Source organism: Williamsia sp. z34, from assembly GCF_059553395.1.
Genome location: NZ_JCANWW010000005.1, coordinates 141,310 through 164,846, shown reverse-complemented (window position 1 = coordinate 164,846; position 23,537 = coordinate 141,310). Strand labels below are relative to the sequence as shown.

Sequence of the window (23,537 nt, the reverse complement as noted above, 5' to 3'; positions counted from 1 at the left end):
TTCGCCCGGTCACTTCGACACCGGACGGGGTTCACCGCGGGTATTACTGTCTCACCGCGACGAGATCTGATCAACCGCACCCGGAACCGGCTGCGCCACATCATTTCCCAGGGCCACGATCGAGTTGTTCCCGTCGACGTGGACCACCTTGGTCTCGTGCACCAGTACCTCGGCCTCGTCGAGCTGGACATAGGACATGATGATCACCAGATCACCCGGGTCCACCAGATGGGCCGCGGCACCGTTGATACAGATGACCCCACTGCCGGCGGCGCCGGTGATGACATACGTCTCCAACCGTGACCCGTTGGTGATATCGACGATGGTGACCTTCTCGCCCTCGACGAGATCCGCCGCCTTCAAAAGGGTTTCGTCGATGGTGACGGATCCGACGTAATGCAGATCGGCCTGGGTGACGGTGGCGCGGTGGATTTTTCCGTTCACCAGAGTGCGCAACATCAATTCCCCGGACTCGATGCGACCTGCGCGGGCGCGAGGTCCATGGCGTCCCGAAGGCTCTTCGGTCGCATATCGGTCCATTGCTGTTCGACGTGATCGAGACACGACTGCCTCGACGTCGACCCATCACTTCCGTGCACTATTGTCCAGCCCGGCGGCACCGTCGCAAAAGTCGGCCACAACGAATACTGCTCTTCGCCGTTCACCACCACATAGAACGTTCCGTCTTCGTCATCAAAAGGATTTGTCGACAAGAGTGGGCACTCCTTCCGTGTCCATATCACCGACACGCGGTCTGCCGGCCAGTGAGTTCACCAATTCGCCCGCTCGCACAGCAAGATTCGAGAGCAGGGTCGATGTCAGTCCGTGCGTGTGTTCGGTATTGCCCTGGAGGTAGATGTCGCCTTCGACCCCATCATTGGTCACGATGCGGTACTCGCGATCGATGAGCGGCCTGCCCTGCTCGTCGACCTGACATTCATCCGCCAGCGGACCGAGCAGCTCCGCAAGGGCCACCGGCTGAAATCCGGTCGCGAATATTATCGCATCACAATCGATTTCGGTGTGATCCCGGGTCGTCCGGTGACCGATCCGGACGGTGACGCCGTCTCCGTAGTCCGACACGTCGGCGATCTCGGATGCCCCGTGCACAAACAGTCGGCGGCTATCGGAGACCCGCTCGGAATACTCTCGCCGGTAGAGCTCTTCGATCAGTGGCAGATCCACCGCGGAGTAGTTGGTGGCCCGGTGATAGTCGAGCAGCTGCTGACGGAGTTCGACCGAAGCGCTGTGGAATTCGACCACCGCCTCCGGATCGAAGATGCGATTGGCGTAGGGGCTGTCGTCGGCCGGCGTGTAGCCGTACTTTCCGAAGACGGCGTGAACTTCTGCCTCCGGATACGCATCATGCAGGTAAGCGGCAACTTCCGCCGAACTCTGCCCGGCCCCGACAACCACGAACCGGTGGTGTGTGGGCGTCGGCAGGACGCGCAGGTGATCCAGCAGTCGATGATTGTGGAATACCCGAGCACTCGAGGCGACACCGTCCGGGAGCTTGGCCCGCAGGCCGCCCGCGACCACCACGTTGCGTGCGGTGACCGGCGCGCGCCCACTGATGCACACCTCGAACGCGCCTGCGACCTGGCGCACACCCGTCACCTCGGCGCCGTACAGAACCAGTTCATCCACCTGCTCCGCCGCCCATTCGAGGTAGTCGTGGAATTCGATCCGGGTGGGAAAGAAGCTCTGCTGGTTGATGAAATGCGTCAACCGGTCGCGCTGGGACAAATAGTTGAGGAAGGAATATCGACTCGTGGCGTCCCGCTGCGTGACCAGGTCCTTGAGGAACGAGATCTGCATCGTGGTCCCCGGCAACAACATCCCCCGGTGCCATCCGAATCGGCTCTGCTTCTCGACAAAGCACGAGGTGATCCGGTCGGCGGGATCGCAATCACGGTTGTGCTCCTCGAGTGCAACCGCCAGGGCGAGATTCGAAGGACCGAAACCCACGCCCACGACGTCGAACTCGGCGTTCATGAATTGGCCGCCGATCCCCGTGCGGCCGGCGTCTGCTCCCGGCTCGCCGGATCCCGTCGGGTACCGGTGCATCTGTTGCGCACGTCGTGGACCATGAGCACTCTCCTACCTGTGGCGTCTGCTGATCGATCTGCAGGGGCCGTATCGACCACCAGAAATACACAGTTAGCCTAGCCTGATATTTCTACCCAGGGTAACTCAGATTTATATAGGCTTTATATCGACCGGCCTGATCCGCAACTATTTGCTCGACACCCCACGTCCCCGCGACCAGGCGTTCCAGAGCTCGCAGTAGCGACCTCCCCGCGCCACCAGATCTGCATGCGTACCCACCTCCACGATCCGGCCACGCTCCATGAACACGATCCGGTCGGCGCGGGCGGCCTGGCTCAACCGATGCGCGACGATCAACGCGGTCCGGCCCTTCAGGGCGGCCTGCGCCGACTCCTCGAGTACCCCGGCACCGACACTGCCCGCGTCGGCGGTCGCCTCATCGAGTATCGCAACCTTGGGATCGAGCAGTACGAGCCGCGCGAGCGCGAGTTGCTGTGACTGCATCGGTGTGAGCTGGTGTCCTTCCGAACCCACCTCCGTCCGGATACCGTCGGGCAGGTTGCGCACCCACCCACCGGCGCCGACGAGTTCGAGTGCGGCGGACAGGTCCTCGTCGGTGGCCTCGGGCGCAGCCATCCGCAGATCGGCTGCCAGTGTGCCTGCGAAGACATGGACTTCCTGCGTGACAAGGGCGATCGAACGGGACAGTTCCGAGGGTTCCACCGACGCGATGTCCACACCCGCCAGCCGGACCCGGCCGACCGTCGGCCGATGGACACCGGCCACGATCGTCGCCAAGGTGGTCTTTCCGGCACCGGATGGTCCCACCACCGCGACGTGTTCGCCGTCGACGAGGGTCAGTGAGATGTCGTGCAACACCTCGTGTTCGGCCGAATAGCCGTGACTGATGCCCTCCAGTTCGAGCAGCGGTGCCGATGGTTTCGGCGCGCCCGGCGCGATGGGGTCCGGCACCGATTTCGATTCTTCGATCACTCCGACGATCCGGCCCAGCGCTGCCGCGCCGGACTGCAGGTCATCGACAACGAACAGCAGCATGCCGATCGGGTCGAAGAGCAGCAGGAAGAACAACATCGCCGCGGTGACCGCGCCGATGGTCAGGGAGTTCCCGTCGACCAGGAAGAATCCCACGATCAAAATGGTTGTCATGCCGACGAATTCGCCGGTGTTCACCCGGACACCCAGGCGACTGAAGAGCACACTCGCCCGGATCGACCAGCGGACCACTTCCCACGAGTGCCGATCGATCCGCCGGTTCAGCAGAGCCGACAACCGGAATGCGTGCACTGATTCGAGCCCCTGGATCGCACCGAGCACGTGATGCGCCCGGTCCGCGGTGGCCTCGCGCTGCGCCGCATAGAGCACGGGGGCGTGCCGCAGATACATCCGGATCCCGTTGACGTACACCGGGATCACCAACAGGATCACGATCAGGAATCGCCAGTCGAGGGCGGCCAATCCGACAAATGTGACACCGATGGTGAAGACCGCGGTCAGTACCGCGGGCACGGCTTTGCTGATCGCCTCACTCACGGTGCTGACATCCGCCGTTGCCCGCGACACCAGGTCACCGCTGCCTGCGCCCTCGATCCGCGACAGCTTCAACGTCAGTGACGCCGCGATCATCTCCTCGCGCAGGTCGGCGAGGATCGCCTCGAATATCCTGGCCGACAACACGACTCCGAGGGCCGCGAAGATCGCGGCACCGACCGCGGAGGCCGCCATGACGGCGGCCAGCCGCCAGATCTCGGCGGCATCGCCATTGCCGCTGTCGCCGTTCACGATGTCGATGATCGTGCCCAGCGAACGCGGGGTGACCAGACCCAGACCGGCGGCCAGGGTCATGACCACCGCAAGCAGCAACAGTTGCGCGGTGTGCCTACGCAATTGCGTCCGCAGATACCGCATCGTCAACGAAAAATCGGTGACCATGAGTTTCGAGTTCGACATCGGGGTACTCACCGGCCACCCCCGAGCGTTCCGGCGAGCATCGACTCGGCGTCCGCCAGGGCACCCTGGTAAATCAGTCGCCCGCCTTCGATGATGACCACCTGATCGGAAATCTCGAGCAACGCAGGCGAATTGGTGAACACCACGGTCGTCCGGCCGGCCCGCGCCTGATGCAGGCGGGAGACAACGGTCGCTTCGGTGACCGAATCGACCGCGGTGGTCGGATCGTTGAGCACCAGGATCGCCGAATCCGCGGCCAGCGCCCGGGCCAGACTCACCCGCTGACGTTGACCACCCGACAACATCCGGCCGGCCTCACCGACCGGGGTCTCCAAGCCATTCGGCAGTACGTCCGCGACATCGTCGCAGGCGGCCGCGAAAATCGCTCTGGTGATCCGCGAATCACGATCGGGCCCTTCGGGCACCCCGGCACCGATGTTCTCCAGCACCGTGCCCTCGAACAGGTCCGGGGCGTGCGGCACGGTCCGGATCAGCTCGCCGGTCACCTCGCCGTGCAGATCGAACAGATCGATGTCGCCGACCGTCACCTGCCCGGAATCGGGATGGGCCCTCCTGGACAGCACCGAACTGATGGCCTCGGTGACCTCGGGGGGACAGACGACAACGACCACACCGTCGGTGGGCAGCGTCAGGTCGAGATCCTCGACCGGACCGATCGTGACATGGTGGAACGACAACGCCCCGACAGCATCTCGGACGTCGCCGGTCCTCGTCGCCGGATCCGCCTGCAACACGGACAGCACCCGTTTTGCACACGGAACCGCACTGTTCCAGACCCGGCCGAAGTTGGTGCCCAAGTTGTTCAACGGCCCCATCATGAACTGGGTGAGCCCGACCACGGTGATCAGTTCACCCAGACTCACCTTCCCGTCGAGCGCCATCAGCCCCGCCGCGATGCACACGCCCACCACGAAGAGGGCCGAAATCATCTGCATCACACCGGTATACGCACCCTGCGTGCGCCCGGCGCGAATGGCGGCGTCGCGGGCCCGCGAGCTGGCCGCCCGGTAGCGGCGTCCGGCCTCGGCTTCGGCACCGAGACCCTTCACGATGCGCAGGCCTGCCACCAGATCGGTGGCGGTGCCTGCCGCCTCCCCGGACACCTCCTGTTCCTGCTCGGTCCGCGCCCGCAGCGGGCCTCCGGTGAGATCGAGAATCCAGAGCAGCACCGGGGTTCCGACCAGGATCGCCAGGCCCAGCGGCCACGAGATGAACAGGAGTACGCCGCCGGCCACCAACACCGCGGCCATCTCACCGATCGGGAACACCGCGATGAAGACCGCCATCGACAACCGGTTGACGTCGGAGGTCGCGATGTTGAGTGACACACCCGGCAGACGGGCCGGGCCCGCCATCCCCATCGGGTTCAGGATCCGATCGGTCACGCGCATCCGGAACTGGTGCTCGACCATCGTCTGCCCATAGACGGCGAGCCGTTCACCGAAGCGCCAGGTATACGACAACAGGACGAAGTCGGCGGCCAAAGCGATCAGCCAGATCACCAGCGATCCGACGTCGCCGGTGGCCACCGCCCGGTCGATGGCGATACCCATGATCACCGGGACAAGCGCCTCGCCGACAAAATGGCCGACCATCAGGATCGCGGCCGGGATCGTGTACTTACCCGCACCGAAGATCGTGCGGAGGGCAAACCGCCGCGGCGTCGTGTCGGCGTCGACCCGAATCTCTTTGCCACGAACCGGTTCCGCGGGTGGAACCAGGAACACCGGCAACCTGGTACCGGGGTCGTACCTGTCAGAATCCACCCGAAGCCTCCGGCCCTAGTCGTCGCGCAGATCAGTCGTCGCGCAGATCAGTCATTTCGCAGATCAGTCATTTCGCAGATCGGATATCTGCGCTGGTGAGTCGCCCGCACCCCGTCAGATGCCCGATCTGCACTCGTGGCGACACCCTAGTACCACCCCGGGGCGCACAATCGTCCCGGGCGCGGGCAGAACGTGCCTGCTACAACCCGACCCGCTCGAGCGCATCGTCGTAAATTTCGTTGGCGACCTTCGGGCTCTTCCCCTCGGCGAGCGCCTTCGTGTACACCTCGAGCGCCTGCGCGCCCTGTTCGGAGAACTTGCGCGCCCACTTCTCACCGTCGAAACGCCAGTACCCGATGATGTCGCACTGCTCGGTCTTCCAGCCGAACTGGCGGCGCAGATGTTTGCGCACCGCACGCGACGCCTTCGCCTCGGCGGCGAACCAGCAATAGCCGCGGCCTTCGGGATGCTCGAACTCCTCGACCGCGACGTCGAGGCGGCTGTCCCCATTTCCGTTGCCACTGCCCACCAGTGAGATGAGCTCGACGCCATCTCGCGAGGGCAGGTAGTCGAGGTCGCTTTCGTCGACAACTTCCACGATCGCCGTGGCGCGCGCTCCCTCGGGCAGCTCTTCGATGATTCGCGCCAGCGCGGGCAATCCGGCCAGGTCGGCAACCAGCAACTGCCAGTCGGTGGTGGGTTCGGGGCGGTACCACCCACGTCCGTGAGACATCGCCACCTCGTCGCCGACCTTCGCGCGCTGCGCCCACATCGTGGCGACGCCGTGGTCGTGGACAACAAAATCGACGGTCATCACGTTGGTGCCGGGCTCGATGCCACGAACCGTGTAGTTACGGCCCTCGGGCACCGGATCGACGTCGTAGTAGCCCCAGATCCCGTCCCGGCACTCCATGTCGGGTGGCGAGTCCTGGCCGTCGACCGGGAAATAGATGCCGACGACCTCGTCGGCGAGCTCGGGCAGTGCAATGTCGGCGAGGTCGGGAACCTCCAGTCGGATCCTCCGCAAACGCGGATTCAGCTCCGCGACCTCGACCACTTTTGCACGTGAAAAACCCATGGGAGGAAGGCTAGCCTAAGCGATACACGTTTCGACAGGGTTGATCGGCTGAGGCAGGCTGAATCCATGAGCGCAGACACTGAGCCACGTATCGGGATCATCGGCGGATCCGGCTTCTATTCGTTCTTCGAACCCGGCGCGCGGCAGGTCATCGTCGACACCCCGTATGGCGACCCGAGTGCCGCGATCACCATCGGCGACGTCGACGGCGTGCCGGTCGCATTTCTTCCCAGGCACGGGCTGTCCCACGAATATGCACCGCACACCGTTCCCTATCGGGCCAACGCCTGGGCCCTGCGGTCGGTCGGTGTACGCCGGATCTTCGCGCCCTGCGCGGTCGGCGGGCTCAACCCAGACCTCGAGCCCGGGACCATGGTGATCCCCGATCAACTCGTGGACCGCACCTCCGGCCGGGCCCAGACCTTCTTCGACGGACCGGCCGTCCACGTCGCGTTCGCCGACCCCTACTGCCCCACCTTGCGGAGGGTGTTGTCCACCGCCGCGCCCGAAGCCGTCGTCGACGGCACGATGGTGGTGGTCCAGGGGCCACGGTTCTCGACCCGCGCCGAAAGCCGGGCGTATGCGGGCCAGGGGTTCACCCTGATCAACATGACCGGTCAGCCCGAAGCCGTGCTGGCCCGGGAACTGAAGATGTGTTACGCCTCGGTCGCCTTGGTCACCGACACCGACGCCGGTCTGGTGGCCGGCGAGGGAGTGATGGCCTCACAGGTGTTCGCCGTGTTCCAAGAAGGCCTGAGCCTGATGCGCGATGTGTTGACCACAGCGATCCGCGAGGCCGCCCGACAGTCCGAATGCCATTGCGCGCAAGGCGAACACGAGATCGCGTCCGTGATGAACCCGATCTCCTGACCCGGGCCGAACGGGCCCGGATACAACGACACCGGTTGAGCTACAGGGTCGGGGGTCATGTAGCTCAACCGGAGTCATCAGGTTCATCGCCGAGGTTCTGTGAGGCGTTACACGGTCATCGAGCAATTCTCGCCAAGGAGATTTCGGCCGTCCGGATTGCCCGGGATCAGGCCTCGATGATGGCCGTGACGCCCTGCCCGCCGGCAGCGCAGATCGAGATGAGGGCACGGCCCCCACCGTTCTCGCTGATCTGCTTGGCGGCCTGGGCCACGATCCGTCCACCGGTGGCGGCAAACGGGTGACCGGCGGCCAGCGACGAGCCGTTGACGTTCAGCTTCGAGCGGTCGATGCTGCCCAGTGCGCCGTCGAGGCCGAGGCGCTCCTTGCAGTACTCGTCGGATTCGAACGCGGCCAGTGTGCACAGCACAACCGACGCGAACGCCTCGTGGATCTCGTAGAAGTCGAAATCCTGCAGGGTCAGACCGTTGCGCTCGAGCAGCCGCGGGATCGCGTAAGTGGGGGCCATCAGCAGACCGTCGGGGCCGTTTACGTAGTCGACCGCGGCCGTCTCGACGTCGACGAGGTGTGCCAACACCGGAAGCTTCTGCTGCGCGGCCCATTCGTCCGTGCTCAGCAACACCGCCGAGGCGCCGTCGGTCAACGGCGTGGAGTTGCCTGCCGTCATCGTGGCGTCGCCGAGCGAAACACCGAATACCGGCTTGAGTGTGGCCAGCTTCTCCACGGTGCTGCCCGGACGCAGGTTCTGATCGCGGGTCAGGCCCTGAAACGGCGTGACGAGGTCGTCGAAGAATCCCCGGTCGTAGGCGGCGGCCATCTTCTGGTGGCTGGCCGCGGCGAGTTCGTCCTGATCTTCCCGTTTGATGCCGAATTCCTTGGCCGTGATGGCCGCGTGGTCGCCCATCGACATCCCGGTGCGCGGCTCTCCGTTGCGCGGGATCTCGATGCCCAGGGAGGTCGGGAGCTTGGCGATCGCCTTGATCCGGGCGGGCGTGCTGCGGGCCCGGTTCACGGCCAGCATCGCCTGCCGCATGCCCTCGGACACGCCGATCGGGGCATCGGAGGTGGTGTCGACGCCGCCGCCGATGCCGACGTCGAACTTGCCGGTGGCGATGCCGTCGGCAACCGCCGAGATCGCCTGCAGGCCGGTGCCGCAGGCCTGCTGCAGGTCGAAGGCGGGCGTGTACGGGGACAGCGCCGATCCCAGCACCGACTCGCGGATCAGATTGAAGTCGCGGGAGTGCTTGAGCACGGCTCCGCCGGCGACCATCCCTAGTCGCTGTCCCTGCAGGTTGAACCGGCTGACCAGCCCGTTCAGCGTGGCGGTGAACATGTCCTGGTTACTCGCCTTGGCGTAGGCGCCGTCCTGGCGGGCAAACGGGATCCGGTTGCCGCCGACGATCGCCACCGGCCGCACGCTGCGGGTCTTGCGCGATGTGGCGCCGCCACCGCTGGTGTCTGCGGAACCGTTGTCAGGCCCGTTGTTCGTTGCGCCGTTATTCGTTGCCACTGCGGATCTCCCAAGTTGTGGATGGCTCTTATGGCGTATTCTTACTCCCGAGTAAGTTCGTTGTCGACTCCGCCCCGGGGGTTACCCCCGATCGGGTGGTGCAAACAACACCGATGCGTCCGAAACCCCGCTTGAGAACCCAAGGAGTGCACGTGCCTTCCAACGGAACCACCGACCTGTATTCGACGTTTGTGAACTCCGGCCCGGGGTCGTTCCTCGCCGGGAAGATCGGCCTTCCGCAGCCACCCCATCTCCGTCGTTACCGGGCCGGCGAACCCGCCCTCACCGGTCCCGTCCTGCTCGGCGGCAACGGCCGATTGATCGAGCCGCTGCGCGAGATGCTCGGCGACCCGGACAGTGGATATGAGCTGATCACGAACAACACCGCAGGCCGGGGAGCCGACAAGCTCGGCGCCGTGGTCCTCGACGCCACCGGTATCACCCAGTCGTCCGAGCTGTCGCTGCTCTTCGAATTCTTCGGTCCGGCCATGCGCCAGACCGGCAGCTGCGCCCGGTTCGTGGTCATCGGCACCACACCCGAACTCGCGAAGACACCGAACGAACACATCGCCCAACGCGCGCTGGAAGGTTTCACCCGGTCGTTGGGCAAGGAATTGCGCAAGGGCTCGACCGCGCAGCTCGTCTACGTCTCGCCCGACGCCAAGACCGGACTGTCCGGCCTCGAATCAACGCTCCGATTCCTGCTCTCGGCCAAGTCCGCGTTCGTCGATGCCCAGGTCATCCGCGTCGATGAGAAGGACGCCGTCGCCCCGGCGAGCTGGGACAAGCCGCTGCAGGGCAAGGTCGCGCTCGTGACCGGTGCGGCCCGCGGTATCGGCGCCACCATCGCCGAGGTCCTCGCCCGCGACGGCGCCCACGTCATCGCCGCCGACATCCCGGCCGCCGGTGATGCACTCTCCGCCACCGCGAACAAGGTCGGCGGCACCTCGCTGCCACTCGACGTCACCGCGCCCGACGCCGGCGCCAAGATCGCCGAACACGTGCTGTCCCGCCACGGTGGCCTCGACATCATCGTCAACAACGCCGGAATCACCCGGGACAAGCTGCTCGCCAACATGGACGACGCCCGCTGGAGCTCGGTCATCGGCGTCAACCTGATTGCGCCGCAAAAACTTGTCGACGATCTGCTCGAAGCCGGCGCACTGCGCGAAGGCGGCTCGGTCATCGATGTGTCGTCGATCGCCGGCATCGCCGGCAACCGCGGCCAGACCAACTACGGCACCTCCAAGGCCGGGGTCATCGGCCTGGTCGACACCTACGCTCCGATCCTGGCCGAGAAGAAGATCACCATCAATGCCGTGGCTCCCGGGTTCATCGAAACCGCGATGACCGCCGCGATCCCGCTGGCCACCCGCGAGGTCGGCCGTCGGATCAGCTCGTTGCAGCAGGGCGGACAGACCGTCGACGTCGCCGAGACGGTCGCATACTTCGCCAACCCGGCCTCGAGTGCTGTCACCGGCAACGTCGTGCGCGTCTGTGGTCAGAGCATGCTGGGGGCCTGATATGTCGAAAACCGTTACCCTGAAGGACTTTCCGGCCACCGGCGACATCTATCGTCGCGCCGTGACCGCCATGCTCCCGGTGGTCGGCAAGTCCGGGCGGGTGTCCCCTGATGCCGTACTGCCCGACACCGTACTGCGCCTGCCGGACGTGGAGGTCGACCTCGGTCAGCTGCGTGACTACTGCGCGTGCACCGGCCAGCAATACGGCGACACCCTTCCGCTCACGTTCCCATTCGTGCTGCAGTTCCCGCTGGTGATGAAACTACTTGTGGCCAAGGACTTTCCGCTGACCGCGATCGGTTCTGTGCACATGGAGAACAACATCGAGCGACTGCGCCCGATCAATGTCCGTGAGCCACTGACCATCGAGACCCACGCCGAGAACCTGCGTGAGCATCGCAAGGGGATGCTCGTCGACGTCATCTCCGAGTTCTCGGTGGGCAGCGAATTGGTCACCCGGCAGACGGCGACGTTCCTGAGCCAGCAGCACACCAGCCTGTCGGATGGACCACGTCCGCCGGCGCCGGCCGAACATCGGCCCCCGCCGCCGGACGCCACCCTGGTCGCCAACCTGGGCCTGATCCGCAAATACGCCGCAGCCAGTGGCGACCGGAACCCGATTCACACCGGCAACCTGAGCGCCAAGGCGTTCGGGTTCCCCCGGGCCATCGCGCATGGCATGTGGACGGCAGCGAGGGTGGTGGCGAACACCGAGGGACAACTCGGTGACCGCGTCACCTACAACGTGAAGTTCGGCAAGCCCCTGATCCTGCCGGCGAAGGTGAATGTCTACACCAAACGGGTTGACGGTGGAGACGAAGGCGGAGCCGGAGCTCGACCCTTCGCCGGTTTCGACATCTCCGTCCTGAACCCGAAAAAGGGCTACCCTCACCTCACCGCAACCCTCCGCTGACGGCTCCCAAACCCCGATGATGTGGCCTTTTGGCGGTGCCGACCAGGCATTATGTTCGCCAAAAGGGCACATCATCGGGGGTTAGGGGCGGTCTCCGGCCAGGCCGCGCCAGCCCATCGAGACCATCAGGTCGGCAGCCGAGTCGAGGTCGATGTCGCCCTCGGAGATCCGGTCGGCGACGGCCTCACCGGCACCGACGAGCGCCACGGCCATCAGTTCGAAGTCGGTGTCACTCGGATGCGGGACGGTGGTGCCGCGACGGAGGAGGTCGGCGACCATCTCGATCAGCCGGGCCCGACTGGCGGCGACGAGACCGGCGAACTTCGCCTGCCCGCTGGCCAACCGGTAGAGCACCCGCCACGACTCCCGGTTGTTGTGCACATAGTGCAGGAAGTCGTAGATGACCGTCCGGGCCTGATCGCGCTGCTTGAGGTTCGGGTCGAACCCGGCGCTCATCGCCTCGATGAACCGGGCGCCCTCGCGGTTGATGCAGGCACCGAAGAGTTCGTCCTTGGACCCGTAATAGAGGTAGAGCATCGGTTTGCTGATGTCCGCCTCCGCGGCGATCGCATCCATCGAGGTCTCACGGAAGCCGTTGGCGGCGAAGACGTGCACCGCGGCATCGAGCATCTGCTGCTCGCGGACGGCGCGCGGCAAGCGTTTGGTTCCTCCGGCCACGACACCAACTTCCCTAGACGTTCGAATCCTGTGCATCTTACCAGCCGGTAAGTTCCTCCGGGCTCAGATGCGGGCCCCCGCTAGCAGTCCAGGACACCCTTGGCGCGCAGTACCCGGACCACCGAGGAGTCCACCTGATCGGCCGGGAGTTCACCACTGTTCACCGCCGTGGTCAACGTGTCCAGAACCGCCGGGACGGCGTCCGTCGAGAGCCACAGCGCGATGTCGGCACCCGCGGACAACGCCAGGGTGGTCGCCCTCTCGATGCCGTACTTCGCCGAGATCGCCGCCATCCCGGACAGATCGTCGGTGAAGATCGGGCCATCGAACGGCGGTGCGTCGTAGCCGGTGCCCTCACGCAGCAGCGAAATCGCCTCCGGGCTGATGCTCGCCGGGGTGTCCGGGCCGGTCAGTCCCGGGACGATGAGGTGTCCCATCATCACACTGACACCGGGCATCGTGACCAGGGTCCGGTACGGCACCAGGTCGCTGGTCTGCAGTTCCGCCAGCGGCGGTGTGGCGACCGTGCCGGTGTGCGAATCCCCCGAACCGCTGCCGTGTCCGGGGAAATGCTTGAACACCGGCATGATGCCCGCGTCCTGCAGTCCCCGGGCGTACGCCTCGGCGTAGATGGTCACCGTCTCGGGATCATCGCTGAACGAGCGGTCCCCGATCACCTCGTTGTCCGACTCCGCACTGACATCGACGACCGGCGCGTAGTCCACCGTGATGCCCAGTTCACTCATCTGCCGCCCCTGCGACGTCGCCAGCTCGCGCACCTGCTCCGGGGTCATCGTCTGCGCCATCTCACGGGCCGAGGGTCCGTCGATGCCCAGCGACGACAACCGCGAGACCCGGCCACCCTCCTGGTCCACCGAGACCATCACCGGGAAGTCCGCAGCATCCTGCACCGCGCCCACGCCACCATCGGTGAGGATCGACAGGTCCGTCCAACTGCCGATGAAGATTCCACCGACCTGCTCACGCTGCACCACATCGAGCGCATCGGACGTACCGGTGACCCCCACCATGAGCAACTGGGCCAGCTTTTGCCGCAGCGACATCGCCTCCAACTCGGAGGCGCCACAGACCGCAGGCGTCACCATCGGCGTACCGGATGTCGCAGGTGGCGCGGCCGAGCTCGACGACGACTCCCCGCTGCTCAACAGCTCCTCGGGTTCATCTCCGTCACCACAGGCGGCCAGAACTGAGGCGAGGACGATCGTCAACGCGGCCATGGTGCGGCGGGGACGGTGTTTGGAGAACATAAAACGAGTCTTGCACGGCATCGTGGTGTGATGTCCATTACATTCGACGGGTATCCTCGACCTCGGAGGACCTTGTACAGGAGGCACACCATGTCCGGGCAGCAAACCACCGACAAACCGGGGCACACCGGACAAGACACCATCATGATCGCCTACGACGGCAGCGAGAACGCCGATCGGGCGATCGACTATGCCGGTCGGTTCCTGCAATCCCACACCGCTTTCGTGGTGACCGCATGGGAGTCGGGCGTGCACCAGAGCGCGCGGCTCTCGGCACTGTCGGGCGGTATGCAGCCGGTCCTGCATTCGGTGGTCGACCAGGGCATCGACGACGCACTGCACGACGAGGCGCGCGATCGGAACACCCAGGGCGTCCAGCGGGCCATCGCCGCGGGCCTCAACGCGCAGGGCCGTCTGGCCGAAGTCGACTCGACCGTATGGGCCGCACTGGTCGACGCCGCCGACACACTCGAGGTCGACATCCTGGTCACCGGCACCAGCGGGGCCTCCGGTCTGCGGGCACTACTGCACAGCAGCGTGTCCGAGCACGTCCTCAAGCACTGCCATCGTCCGGTCCTGGTGGTCCCCGCCGGATGCGACCGGCGGACCGAAGACCCACGCGCACTGCGTAGGTCGAAGGCCAGGATGGTAACTTCGCACCCATGATGAACAACCGCCTGATTGCGGGCGCTGTGGCCGGAGTTCTGGGCGTTGTATTCGCCATCGCCGCTGTCTTCCTGGGCGGCGTGCTCACGTCCGAGGATTCGCCGGCCACGGACGTGAACAGCTTCGACGCTGGAAGCGGCTTTGTCGAGGGAACTGTCGACTACGGCACCCGAGACAACGCCGGAGTCACAAACTGACCAAACGAGGACTGCTGTATGCAGCTCTCGTGGCGCTGTTCGCGTCGTTCCTCCAGTCCCCTGGCCTGATATCGGCCGACACCAAACTCGACCTGACCGGGGATCCACTCGGATTCCTCGGTCGGGCGGCGCATCTGTGGTCGTCGATCGCACCGCTCGGGCAGGTGCAGAACCAGGCCTACGGGTACTTCTTTCCCCACGGCGCGTTCTTTGCGCTCGGTGATCTGCTGTCGATACCCGCGTGGATCACCCAACGGCTGTGGTGGGCAGTCCTGCTGTGGGTCGGATTCGTGGGGTTCGTCCGTCTCGCGGACGCCCTCGGGGTCGGTTCACGGTGGTCCCGGATCTTCGCGGCCCTTGTCTTCGTCACCAGTCCCCGGGTCCTGACCACCCTCGGCTCGATCTCGTCCGAGACCCTGCCGATGATGCTGGCGCCCTGGGTCCTCGCCCCCGTGGTGATGGCACTCAATCATCAGGTGCCGACCAAAACCCCTCGCCGCCTGGCCTTCGAATCCGCCTGCGCACTCGCCCTGATGGGCGCGGTCAACGCGGTGGCAACCCTGGCCGCGGCGTCGGCGGCCATCATCTGGTGGCTGTTGCACACACCCCTGCGTGGCGGTGCCGCCCGCTGGTGGCGGTTCGGCGTCTGGTGGCTGTTCGGCGGTGTGATGGCCTGCCTCTGGTGGATCGTGCCGCTTCTCATCTTGTCGCAGGTCAGCCCCCCGTTCCTGGACTTCATCGAATCGTCGCGGGTGACCACCGAATGGGTGTCTCTGACCGAGGTTCTCCGGGGGACCAGCGCGTGGACGCCGTTCGTCTCCCCGGAACGCGTGGCCGGTGCGGGACTGGTCTCCCAACCCGCCGCGGTCGTGGCCACGGGCGTCCTGGCCGCGGCCGGGCTCACCGGATTGGCGATGCGGGCGATGCCCGCGCGGGGCCGCCTGACCGTCATCCTGATCGTCGGCCTGCTACTGATCTGCCTGGGCTACCCCGGCCAGCTGGGATCGCCCATCGGGGAATCGATTCGCGTCTTCCTCGACGGCACCGGCGCCCCACTGCGCAACGTCCACAAGTGGGAACCGCTGATCCGGATCCCGCTGGCCCTGGGCATCGCACACCTGCTGGCCCGGGTTCCCACCCCGCAAACCGTCGGTTGGCGGGGTATGCGGGTCGCGTTCGCGCACCCCGAACGGTCGAAGCCGGTGGCGGCCGCAGTCGTGGTGCTGGTCGCCCTCCTCGCCGCCGGTTCGATGGTCTGGACCCGATCACTCGCCGCGCCCGGCAGTTACAGCGCCATCCCGTCGTACTGGGAGGACACCGCCGACTGGCTCGACGACAACGGTGCGGATGAAAACCGTCGTGCGATGGTGGTGCCCGGCTCTCCGTTCGCCAACCAGACCTGGGGCCTGACCCGCGACGAACCGCTGCAGGTCCTGGCCGACGAGCCGTGGGCTGTCCGCGACGCCATCCCGCTGACCCCGCCGGGCGCGATCCGGGCGATGGATTCGGTGCAACGGGCGATCGCCGCCGGCACGCCGATGCCAGGACTGGCCGCGACCCTTGCCCAGCAGGGCATCTCCTACGTGGTGGTCCGCGCCGACCTCGATCCCACCACCTCCCGATCTGCCCGTCCGGTGCTGGCGCAGAATGCGATCGCCGGATCACCCGGGATGAGCCGGGTCGCCACATTCGGCCCCGAGGTGGGAGCCCCCACCATCGACGACGACATCGTGTCCGACAGCGGGTTGCGGCCGAAACTGCCCGCGATCCAGATCTTCCGGGTCGACTCGAGCGTCGCCTTCCCGGGAACCCGGCCCGCGACCGTCCCGCTGGACGCGATGCCACGTGTCGCCGGTGGGCCCGAATCCCTGGCCCAGCTGCAGAACAACGCAGCGATCGCCGACGAGCCGCCGCTGGGACCGGTCGTCCTGCAGTCCGATGCCGACAAGGCCGGCCTGCCCGAGGTCCCGATGGTTGTCACCGACACACCCACCAACCGGGAGGTCGACTTCGGCCGCGTCGACGACCACAGTTCCGGCATCCGCACCCCCGACGACCCCCGGCTGACGCAGAACGCCGTGGCCGACTATCCGGTCGACGGCCAGCCCCTGGTACAGGGCGAATGGCTGCTCGACGGCCGGTCCGATCAATTGTCGGTCAGCGCATCCGGATCAGCCTCCGATGCCACGCAACTGGGCCAGAGTTCCCCGGGCTCTGCACCTTCGGCCGCCTTTGATCAGAACCCGAACACCAGCTGGGTCAGCCGCGGACTGGACTCCGCGGTCGGGCAGTGGCTGCAGCTCGATTTCGCCGAGCCCCGCGAGCGGCTCGCCCTCGACATCACCCTGGGAACAGCCCTGGGACCCGGCGTCTCGACCCTGCTGATCACCACCGAGGCCGGCAGCACCGTCGCCTCCGGGGTCTCTCCCGGCACCGTGACCAGGGTCGTCCCGCCGAGCGGACCGACCCGGTGGGTGCAGATCCGCGCCGTCGACACCGAGAACCACACTGCCGGAAATCAATTCGTGATCTCCGAGGTCGAGTTGCGGGATGCCGCGACCGACCGGGTCCTCCCGATCCGGCACCGGATCGTGCTCCCCGAACTGGTTGCCGGTCAGCAGGTCTCACAATGGGACCTCGGACCGGAACTACCCGGCCGCGCGGCCTGCGTCCCGGACGGCGGCGTGACGCTCTGCTCGGATTCATTGAGCCTGCCCACCGAAGAGCCGGGCACCTTCGGCCGGGTGCTGTCGGTCCCGTCCCCCGTGACGGTCGAACCCTCGGTGACGGTCACCGCCAGACCGTCAGAAGCGTTGACCGCCTTGCTCTCCGACCCCACCGAGATCACCGCGTCCGGTGAATCGGCCATGATCGATCCCCGCGGCGGACCGTCTGCCGCCGTCGACGGTGATCCGGGCACCAGCTGGATCGCCCGCGCCGGCGAGAGCGGCGACGCCGACCCCACACTCCGGCTGCAATTGCCGACACCACAGGTCGTGGACGGCCTGAAGATCACCGTCCCGTCCCGGCAGTTCCCCGCCGATCCCCTGCTGGTCGGCGTCGATCTCGGAAACGGCCGACAGGTTCGGGAGGTCGGCGACGACGGCGTCATCGCACTCGATCCACATGAGACCTCCGCGATCACCATCGTGATCCTTCAGAAGCGGGAGATCCTCGACGCGAACAGCCTCGGGTTCGCCGACCTGGCCCCGACCGGCATCGCCGAGGTCGAGGTGCTGGGCGCCGACCTGCCCCCGGCCGACCCGGACCGGCCGATCGAGGTGAACTGCTTCGAGGGCCCCGGACTCACCATCGCCGGGACCGCCGCGCGTTTCTCACTGAAGACCACCGCAGCGGCACTGCGGTCGGGCGCACCGATCCGGGCCACGCTCTGTGGCACCACGGCTCTTGAACTCCCGGCCGGTGAACAGGAACTCGCGGTCAACCCCGGCGAGGCGTTCTCGGTCTCGGCGGTGACACTGACCGCCGCCGGGGCGCAGATCCCGCGCGCCGTCCCGGACCCGACCACGGTCACCCGCTGGGACGCGACCGATCGCCGGGTCGAGGTGGCCGCCGCATCCGAGGAGCGGGTTCTGATCGTTCCCGAGAGCGCGAACCCCGGCTGGGAGGCCCGGGCCGGTGACAGCACGCTCGAATCATTGACCGTCAACGGCTGGCAGCAGGGCTGGATCATCCCGGCCGGGTACGCGGGCGCCATCTCGCTGACGTTCCCGCTCGACCAGCCATATCGGTGGTCCATCGGGATCGGTCTGGCGCTCGTCGCACTGCTGTTCGTCGCCACACTGCTGCCGACCCGCCGCTCACCGGCGCCGATCACCCCGGTGGCACAGCCGATCCGGGCCGGCATCGTCGCTCCGCTGATGTTGGCGGGCGCCGTCTACCTGCTGACCGGGGCGGTCGGACTGGTCGTCTCGGCGGTTGTCGCCGGCACGGTCACCGTCACGGCAGTGCTCGCCCGCCGTGGCCGACGCCGGAACTTCGGCGCGGGGATCGTCGCAATCATGATGCTGCTGGCGACCTTTGGGCTGGCTTCGGGCCCGTGGCGTTCGTCGCTGGGCTACACCGGCTGGGACTGGTGGGTTCAGTTACCGGCTCTGCTGGCGGTCGTACTCCTCGCGTGGCTGGCGATCGATGTGCCGCGGTGGCTGATCCGCCTGCGGTACCGGTTTCGGCGATAGCCTCTCGCGCCCGGCTTCGGCCGCTGCCGCGCGCGCCTCGCGCTCGCGCAACCACTGCCGGGTCGGCTCCTCGATCCACGCATAGCAGGCCGCCGACACCCCGATGGTCAACAGCAGGGTCAGCGTGAACACCACGAACATCGACCCCGAGAACGGGACGATCCCGCCCAGGGGAAAGACCCAGGCAAGCACCACCAGATGCCAGATGAAGATGGAGTACGACCATCGGCCCAGCGCCTGCATCGGCGCCGAGTCCAGGAATCGGTGGCTCCGGCCGGGAACCAGTGTCAGCGGGGCGATCAGGGCGAAACCGATGATCACGCCCAACACCATCTTGACCGCGAACTGCCACGGCTCGAGCGGGGCCAGTCCGGTCGGTCCGGCGAGTTCGGTGCACGAGAGCGCAAAGGCCACCACCGCCACACCGGCCATCAACCACTGCCGGCTCCCCAGGCGCACGAACCATCCGCGAATGCCGACCGCACTCGTTGTTCCCAGTTCGGCCAGCACCAGACCGCACAGGAACCACGGCAGGTGGCCGGGCAGCCAGTTCTTGGCCTCGACCCCGGCTGCCAACGGCAGCGTATCGGCCACCCAGGCCCAGCCCAGGCTGATGATCCCGGTCCCGACCAGCACCGGGATCCGCCACCGTGCCGCAGTCCCGCGCAGACGCACCATCAACCAGGCGATCAACGGCAGCGCCAGGTAGAAACTGACCTCCACCGACAGGCTCCACATCTGGGTCAGCCCGGCGGTCAACGTCAACGGCACATAGACCTGGGTCAACGTCAGGTTCGCGATCCAGACGGTGAAACTCGCCGGTCGCGCATCCGGGAGCAGACACAGGACCACCACCACGACCACCACGTAGGCGGGCCAGATCCGGACCACCCGGTGCCGCAGATATCGCCAGGTCGAGGCCACCTTCCGGCGCGGGTCCCTGGCGGCTTCGGCATGCGGACGCCACAGGAGATAGCCGGAGAGCGCGAAGAACAGGGCCACCGCCATATCGAACCGGCCCCAGACCGCTCCCAACATGCTTCCATCCACCGAGCCGGTCTGGAAAGCGACGTGCGTGACAATGACACCGACGGCGGCGACCGCACGCATGCCTTCGAGTGCTCGGTTGAAACCGGCGACCGGCCGCTGAGAGCTCATGATGTGCCCAAAGTACCCGGCGCGCCGGGTGCCGGCGGCTTCAAGGCACTGAAGGCCGGGGCTGTGACTGTTAGTCTCGCTGTGCTGCAAGCCTTGCCGCCCAACCCTCGAAGGAGAACCGCCGGATGGCACCTACGCCACGGATGTCTGCAAAGGACCTCGCAGGTCCGGTCGCGATCTTCTTCGGAACGTTGTTGCTGGTGGCGGCCATCGCGCTGCCGCTCTATTTCGTCGACACGCTCAAGAAGACCCCGATGGACCTCGACATCACCAGCGTCGCGACGAGCCAGCCGCAGCCGACGGTGTCCGGAAGTGACTCCCAGCCGGCCAAGATCTTCAACAGCTGTTCGGTCGACGAGGCCCGCGCGGAGGTCTCCGACGCCCGTCTCACGCAGCAGCAGCGGGTCATCGTGGTGGACCCGGCCGACAGCAACATCGTCACCTTCCAGGCCGGCAACTCGACCAGGATCGACTCGTACACCAGCGGCGATGAGACGATCACCCCGTCGGCGACCGGTGGGCAGGACGGCTGCATGTCCTCCCTGCTGACCGCCACGCGCGACCTCGTCACCACCAACCGAGAGACCGCCGAACCCGCGATCTCCGGCGGCGGACAGTCCGAGGTCAAGGTCGACGCCAGCGACAACAGCGTCAGCCTCCCCGACCGCACCGGCCTGCAGTACCGCTTTCCGTTCGGTGTCGAGAAGAGCGACAAGTACCAGTACTTCGACCTGACGACCCGGACCACCAATCCGCTGACGTACGTCGACGACAAGACCGAGATCCACGGCGTGAAGGCCTACCACTTCACCCAAGAGGTTCCGGAGGTCGACCTGAGCACACTCGTCGATGCCAACGATCAGCAGTTGCCGAACACCTCCCTCGATCAGACGGCAGGCTGGTACGGCGGATTCCCCGACTACCGCAACAGCGACAAGTTGCCGGCCTCGCTGGTGCAGACCAGCACCCGCGACCTCTACGTCGATCCGGTCAGCGGAACGATTCTCAATGAGCGGCAACACATTCGGCAGGATTACAAGCTGAACGTGAGCGATGATTCACCGAAGGAGATGATCGACTACCGCCTCACCGCGCTGGACGTCGTCTTCTCGTACGACCAGACCACGCAAGAGGAATTGGCTTCGGACGCAAAGAGTCTGAGCGATCCGATCACGCTGTGGGCTCGCTGGATCCCGATCATCTTCGGCATCGTCGGGGTTGTCCTGCTCGCGCTGGGTATCTGGCTGCTGTTCCGTTCCGGTGGCGACCCGAAGCCGGCTGTGGCCGCCGACGGACCCGCCGATCCGGATCAGCGGCACCCCGAGGATTCCACCCACCCGGGATCCACCCATCCGGAACAGCAGTACGGGCAGCAACCCTACGATCCGGATCAGACCCGGCAGATCCCGATCATCCGGGACGAAGGTGACGGATTCAGCGACTGGTCGCCGCCCCGCCGCTCCTGATGGTCAGTTGACCAACGGGGACAACGCTTTTCCGGCAAGGGTGATCATCCCCGGGACATGGCCGTTGGAGATCATGTTGATGGTGATGCCGTCGATGCCGACGTCGAGGACCCGGGTCTTGAGCTGCACCGCGACCTCCTCGGGTGAGCCGACAAAGAACCGATCCGTGGCCGCAGCCCATTCATCGGCCCCGATCACGTCGCTGTCGAGTCCGCGGACTTTCATCATGTCGACGAGGGTCTCACGCGCCTTGTCACCGTCCGGATCGAGGATCACGGTCGCCAGAAAGCTCGTCTTGAGCGTGCTGCGGTCCCGGCCGACCTCCTCGCACCGTTTCGCCAGTGCCTCGAGTTTGCGCGGCAATTCACTGACGGAGGCGATGATGTTGAGGTGCTGGGCATAGCGCGCCGCGAGCCCGAACGTCTTCTTCTCGCCACCACCGCCGAGCATGATCGGCAGGTCGGTACGCAGTTGGGGATGGTTGCGGGTGCCGTGGGCCTGGTACCACTTGCCGTCGAGTTCGGGCTTGTTGCCGCGCAACATCGGCTCGATGATCTGTAGGGCCTCTTCGAGGCGTTCGAACCGCTCGGTGAATGTACCGAACTCGTAACCCATTTCGTAGTGCTCGAGTTCGTACCAGCCGGCACCGATTCCGAGGATCGCGCGTCCGCCGCTGATCACGTCGAGCGTGGTGATGGTCTTGGCCAGCATCGCCGGATTGCGATAGGTGTTGCCGGTGACCAGGGTCGACAGATTGATCGTCGACGTCGCGGTCGCCAGGGCACCCAGCGTGGTGTACGCCTCGAGCATCGGTTCGTCCGGATCACCGATACCCGGCAATTGGTAGAAATGGTCCATCACCAAAACCGTGTCGAATCCCGCTTTTTCGGCTTCCTGGGCCTGCGCGATGACCGTCGGGAAGAGTTCTGCGACGCCACCGGGATAGGTGAAATTGGGAATCTGATAACCGAGTCGGATGCTCATGCATCCACAGTACGACTGTTGCCCATCCGGCGATGTGTTGTCAGCGCAGCAAAAGTCAGGCCGGTCCCGATCACCGCACAGGTCGCGGCGGTCACCGCCAGCGTCGTGATGCTGTGTGCCCACACCACGATCACCACGATCTCGGCCACCAGGACCACCCAACTCAGTGCGGCCACCAGGGTGCGGTCGGCGGCGATCGCGGCGAGCAGGCCCACCTGCAGAATCGACAGGGCACTGCCGGTGAGTGCGAACACCCACAGGATCGGGACCACCGGACGGTACTCGTCGCCGACGAGTACCGGGACCAGCGGCGCGCAGATGGCGGCGCCGGCCACCACCACCGCACCGATCCCGGCCAGCCAGATGACCGCGGTCTTCAACGCCTCACGCGACTGCGCGGCGTCGGCGAACTGCGGGAACAGCACCACCCCGATCGCCTGCGGCAACCAGAAGGCGGCCTTGGTCGCGATGGTCCCGAAGGCGTAGACGCCGGCGTCCTGTTCACCGAGCACCGGCCGGGACAGCAGCAGGTCGGCGGACGACAGTGCGATGAGTACCAGCTGGACCTGGGAGGCCCGCAGCACCATGGACAGCGCCAGTGCCTGCGCGGACCCGCCCTGTGCGGCCGGGACCGTGGTCGTCCGCGTCACCGCGACCCAGACACCCGCGGCGGCGAGCGCGGCACCACCGGCGGTTGCGGTCAGCGCACCGGCGGCACCACCGCCGGCCGCGAGGATGACGATGCCCGGCACGGTCCGCAGGATCCCGACCGCGGCCAGCACCCACGACAGGATCGAGAAGTGTTGCCGCCCTTGCAGAATTCCTTGTCCGGCGGCGATCAGGACCAGCAGCGGGGCGGTGGCGAACGCCGCGATCGTGGCGGCGGTACCGGTATCGGCGATCGCCATCATCCCCGGGACCGCAATCACCGCGGCGATCAGCACCGCGACCGTGGTGCGCAACGTGATCGAGATCAGATCGGCAGTTGCCCGGCCCCGCACCACTTCCCGGGCGATCACCACCTGCAGGGCCAGCGCCGGGACCCCGAGGATCAGCATCGACTGGAGCAGGACGGCGAACTCGCCGTAGTCACTCTCGGTCAGCCAGCGGGCGGCGGGCAGGTGGATCAGGTATCCGCAGATGTTGGCGACCATCGTGCCGACCGCAACACCCCCGACACCCGCCATCCGATTCGCCATGGCGTT

19 protein-coding genes are annotated in these 23,537 nt (G+C 66.2%); 7 read left to right on the top strand and 12 right to left on the bottom strand.

Going from position 1 to position 23,537, the window contains the following annotated elements; translation table 11 throughout:
• Window positions 1-51: 51 nt before the first annotated feature.
• From panD to AC51GT_RS14305, 6 genes are all read right to left on the bottom strand, one after another.
• Window positions 52-459 (bottom strand): aspartate 1-decarboxylase, encoded by a 408-nt coding sequence (gene panD / locus AC51GT_RS14330; protein ID WP_496322677.1) that lies wholly within the window; start codon window positions 457-459, stop codon window positions 52-54.
• A complete protein-coding gene (locus tag AC51GT_RS14325) occupies window positions 459-713 on the bottom strand; it encodes an MbtH family protein (RefSeq protein WP_496322676.1) in 255 nt (84 codons plus the stop codon). Before AC51GT_RS14325 ends, panD begins: the two co-directional genes overlap by 1 nt.
• Window positions 694-1,995, bottom strand: a complete 1,302-nt coding sequence (locus tag AC51GT_RS14320; protein WP_496329355.1) for a lysine N(6)-hydroxylase/L-ornithine N(5)-oxygenase family protein — start codon at window positions 1,993-1,995, stop codon at window positions 694-696. The genes AC51GT_RS14325 and AC51GT_RS14320 overlap by 20 nt, the downstream gene beginning before the upstream one ends.
• A 240-nt stretch (window positions 1,996-2,235) precedes the next feature.
• On the bottom strand, window positions 2,236-4,029 hold the full coding sequence (locus AC51GT_RS14315) for an ABC transporter ATP-binding protein (protein ID WP_496329198.1): 1,794 nt from the start codon (window positions 4,027-4,029) through the stop codon (window positions 2,236-2,238).
• Window positions 4,026-5,804 (bottom strand): ABC transporter ATP-binding protein, encoded by a 1,779-nt coding sequence (locus AC51GT_RS14310; RefSeq protein WP_496329197.1) that lies wholly within the window; start codon window positions 5,802-5,804, stop codon window positions 4,026-4,028. Before AC51GT_RS14310 ends, AC51GT_RS14315 begins: the two co-directional genes overlap by 4 nt.
• A gap of 199 nt (window positions 5,805-6,003) precedes the next feature.
• A complete protein-coding gene (locus AC51GT_RS14305) occupies window positions 6,004-6,882 on the bottom strand; it encodes a siderophore-interacting protein (protein ID WP_496322672.1) in 879 nt (292 codons plus the stop codon).
• A gap of 66 nt (window positions 6,883-6,948) precedes the next feature.
• Between AC51GT_RS14305 and AC51GT_RS14300 the strand changes: the two genes are divergently transcribed.
• Window positions 6,949-7,752 carry an S-methyl-5'-thioadenosine phosphorylase gene (locus tag AC51GT_RS14300; protein ID WP_496329196.1) on the top strand — a complete coding sequence of 268 codons (804 nt, stop codon included), beginning with the start codon at window positions 6,949-6,951 and terminating at the stop codon, window positions 7,750-7,752.
• A 166-nt stretch (window positions 7,753-7,918) separates the two neighbouring features.
• Here AC51GT_RS14300 and AC51GT_RS14295 read toward each other — a convergent pair whose 3' ends face one another.
• Complete coding sequence (locus AC51GT_RS14295; RefSeq protein ID WP_496322670.1) at window positions 7,919-9,280, bottom strand: acetyl-CoA C-acetyltransferase; 1,362 nt, start codon at window positions 9,278-9,280, stop codon at window positions 7,919-7,921.
• 152 nt (window positions 9,281-9,432) lie between these two features.
• Between AC51GT_RS14295 and AC51GT_RS14290 the strand changes: the two genes are divergently transcribed.
• A complete protein-coding gene (locus AC51GT_RS14290) occupies window positions 9,433-10,803 on the top strand; it encodes a 3-oxoacyl-ACP reductase (RefSeq protein WP_496322669.1) in 1,371 nt (456 codons plus the stop codon).
• A gap of 1 nt (window position 10,804) precedes the next feature.
• Window positions 10,805-11,716: a MaoC/PaaZ C-terminal domain-containing protein gene (locus AC51GT_RS14285; protein ID WP_496322668.1), complete on the top strand. Its 912-nt coding sequence runs from the start codon at window positions 10,805-10,807 to the stop codon at window positions 11,714-11,716.
• An 81-nt stretch (window positions 11,717-11,797) separates the two neighbouring features.
• On the opposite strand, the gene AC51GT_RS14280 is transcribed toward AC51GT_RS14285, so the two are convergent.
• Window positions 11,798-12,394 (bottom strand): TetR/AcrR family transcriptional regulator, encoded by a 597-nt coding sequence (locus tag AC51GT_RS14280; protein ID WP_496322667.1) that lies wholly within the window; start codon window positions 12,392-12,394, stop codon window positions 11,798-11,800.
• 80 nt (window positions 12,395-12,474) lie between these two features.
• Window positions 12,475-13,662 (bottom strand): glycoside hydrolase family 3 N-terminal domain-containing protein, encoded by a 1,188-nt coding sequence (locus AC51GT_RS14275; RefSeq protein WP_496329195.1) that lies wholly within the window; start codon window positions 13,660-13,662, stop codon window positions 12,475-12,477.
• 90 nt (window positions 13,663-13,752) lie between these two features.
• Here AC51GT_RS14275 and AC51GT_RS14270 point away from each other — a divergent pair, with 90 nt between their 5' ends.
• The 3 genes from AC51GT_RS14270 to AC51GT_RS14260 are packed head-to-tail and all read left to right on the top strand — an operon-like array spanning window position 13,753 to window position 18,724.
• Window positions 13,753-14,328: a universal stress protein gene (locus AC51GT_RS14270; protein ID WP_496322665.1), complete on the top strand. Its 576-nt coding sequence runs from the start codon at window positions 13,753-13,755 to the stop codon at window positions 14,326-14,328.
• The gene (locus AC51GT_RS14265; RefSeq protein ID WP_496322664.1) at window positions 14,325-14,525 is read left to right on the top strand and encodes a DUF2613 family protein; all 201 of its coding nucleotides are present in this window, start codon (window positions 14,325-14,327) and stop codon (window positions 14,523-14,525) included. Before AC51GT_RS14270 ends, AC51GT_RS14265 begins: the two co-directional genes overlap by 4 nt.
• Window positions 14,526-14,554: 29 nt before the next feature.
• The gene (locus AC51GT_RS14260) at window positions 14,555-18,724 is read left to right on the top strand and encodes an alpha-(1->3)-arabinofuranosyltransferase domain-containing protein (protein ID WP_496329194.1); all 4,170 of its coding nucleotides are present in this window, start codon (window positions 14,555-14,557) and stop codon (window positions 18,722-18,724) included.
• On the opposite strand, the gene AC51GT_RS14255 is transcribed toward AC51GT_RS14260, so the two are convergent.
• Window positions 18,632-19,882, bottom strand: a complete 1,251-nt coding sequence (locus AC51GT_RS14255; RefSeq protein ID WP_496329193.1) for an acyltransferase family protein — start codon at window positions 19,880-19,882, stop codon at window positions 18,632-18,634. The two genes, AC51GT_RS14260 and AC51GT_RS14255, sit on opposite strands and share 93 nt — an antisense overlap.
• A gap of 125 nt (window positions 19,883-20,007) precedes the next feature.
• On the opposite strand from AC51GT_RS14255, the gene pgfA reads away from it, so the two are divergent.
• Entirely contained in the window at window positions 20,008-21,348 is a 1,341-nt protein-coding gene (pgfA, locus tag AC51GT_RS14250; RefSeq protein WP_496329192.1) for a cell envelope lipid trafficking protein PgfA, read from the top strand.
• A 3-nt stretch (window positions 21,349-21,351) separates the two neighbouring features.
• Here the strand turns inward: pgfA and AC51GT_RS14245 are convergent, their stop codons facing one another.
• Entirely contained in the window at window positions 21,352-22,332 is a 981-nt protein-coding gene (locus AC51GT_RS14245; RefSeq protein WP_496322660.1) for an LLM class F420-dependent oxidoreductase, read from the bottom strand.
• A complete protein-coding gene (locus AC51GT_RS14240) occupies window positions 22,329-23,531 on the bottom strand; it encodes a lipopolysaccharide biosynthesis protein (protein WP_496329191.1) in 1,203 nt (400 codons plus the stop codon). The genes AC51GT_RS14245 and AC51GT_RS14240 overlap by 4 nt, the downstream gene beginning before the upstream one ends.
• Window positions 23,532-23,537: the final 6 nt, after the last annotated feature.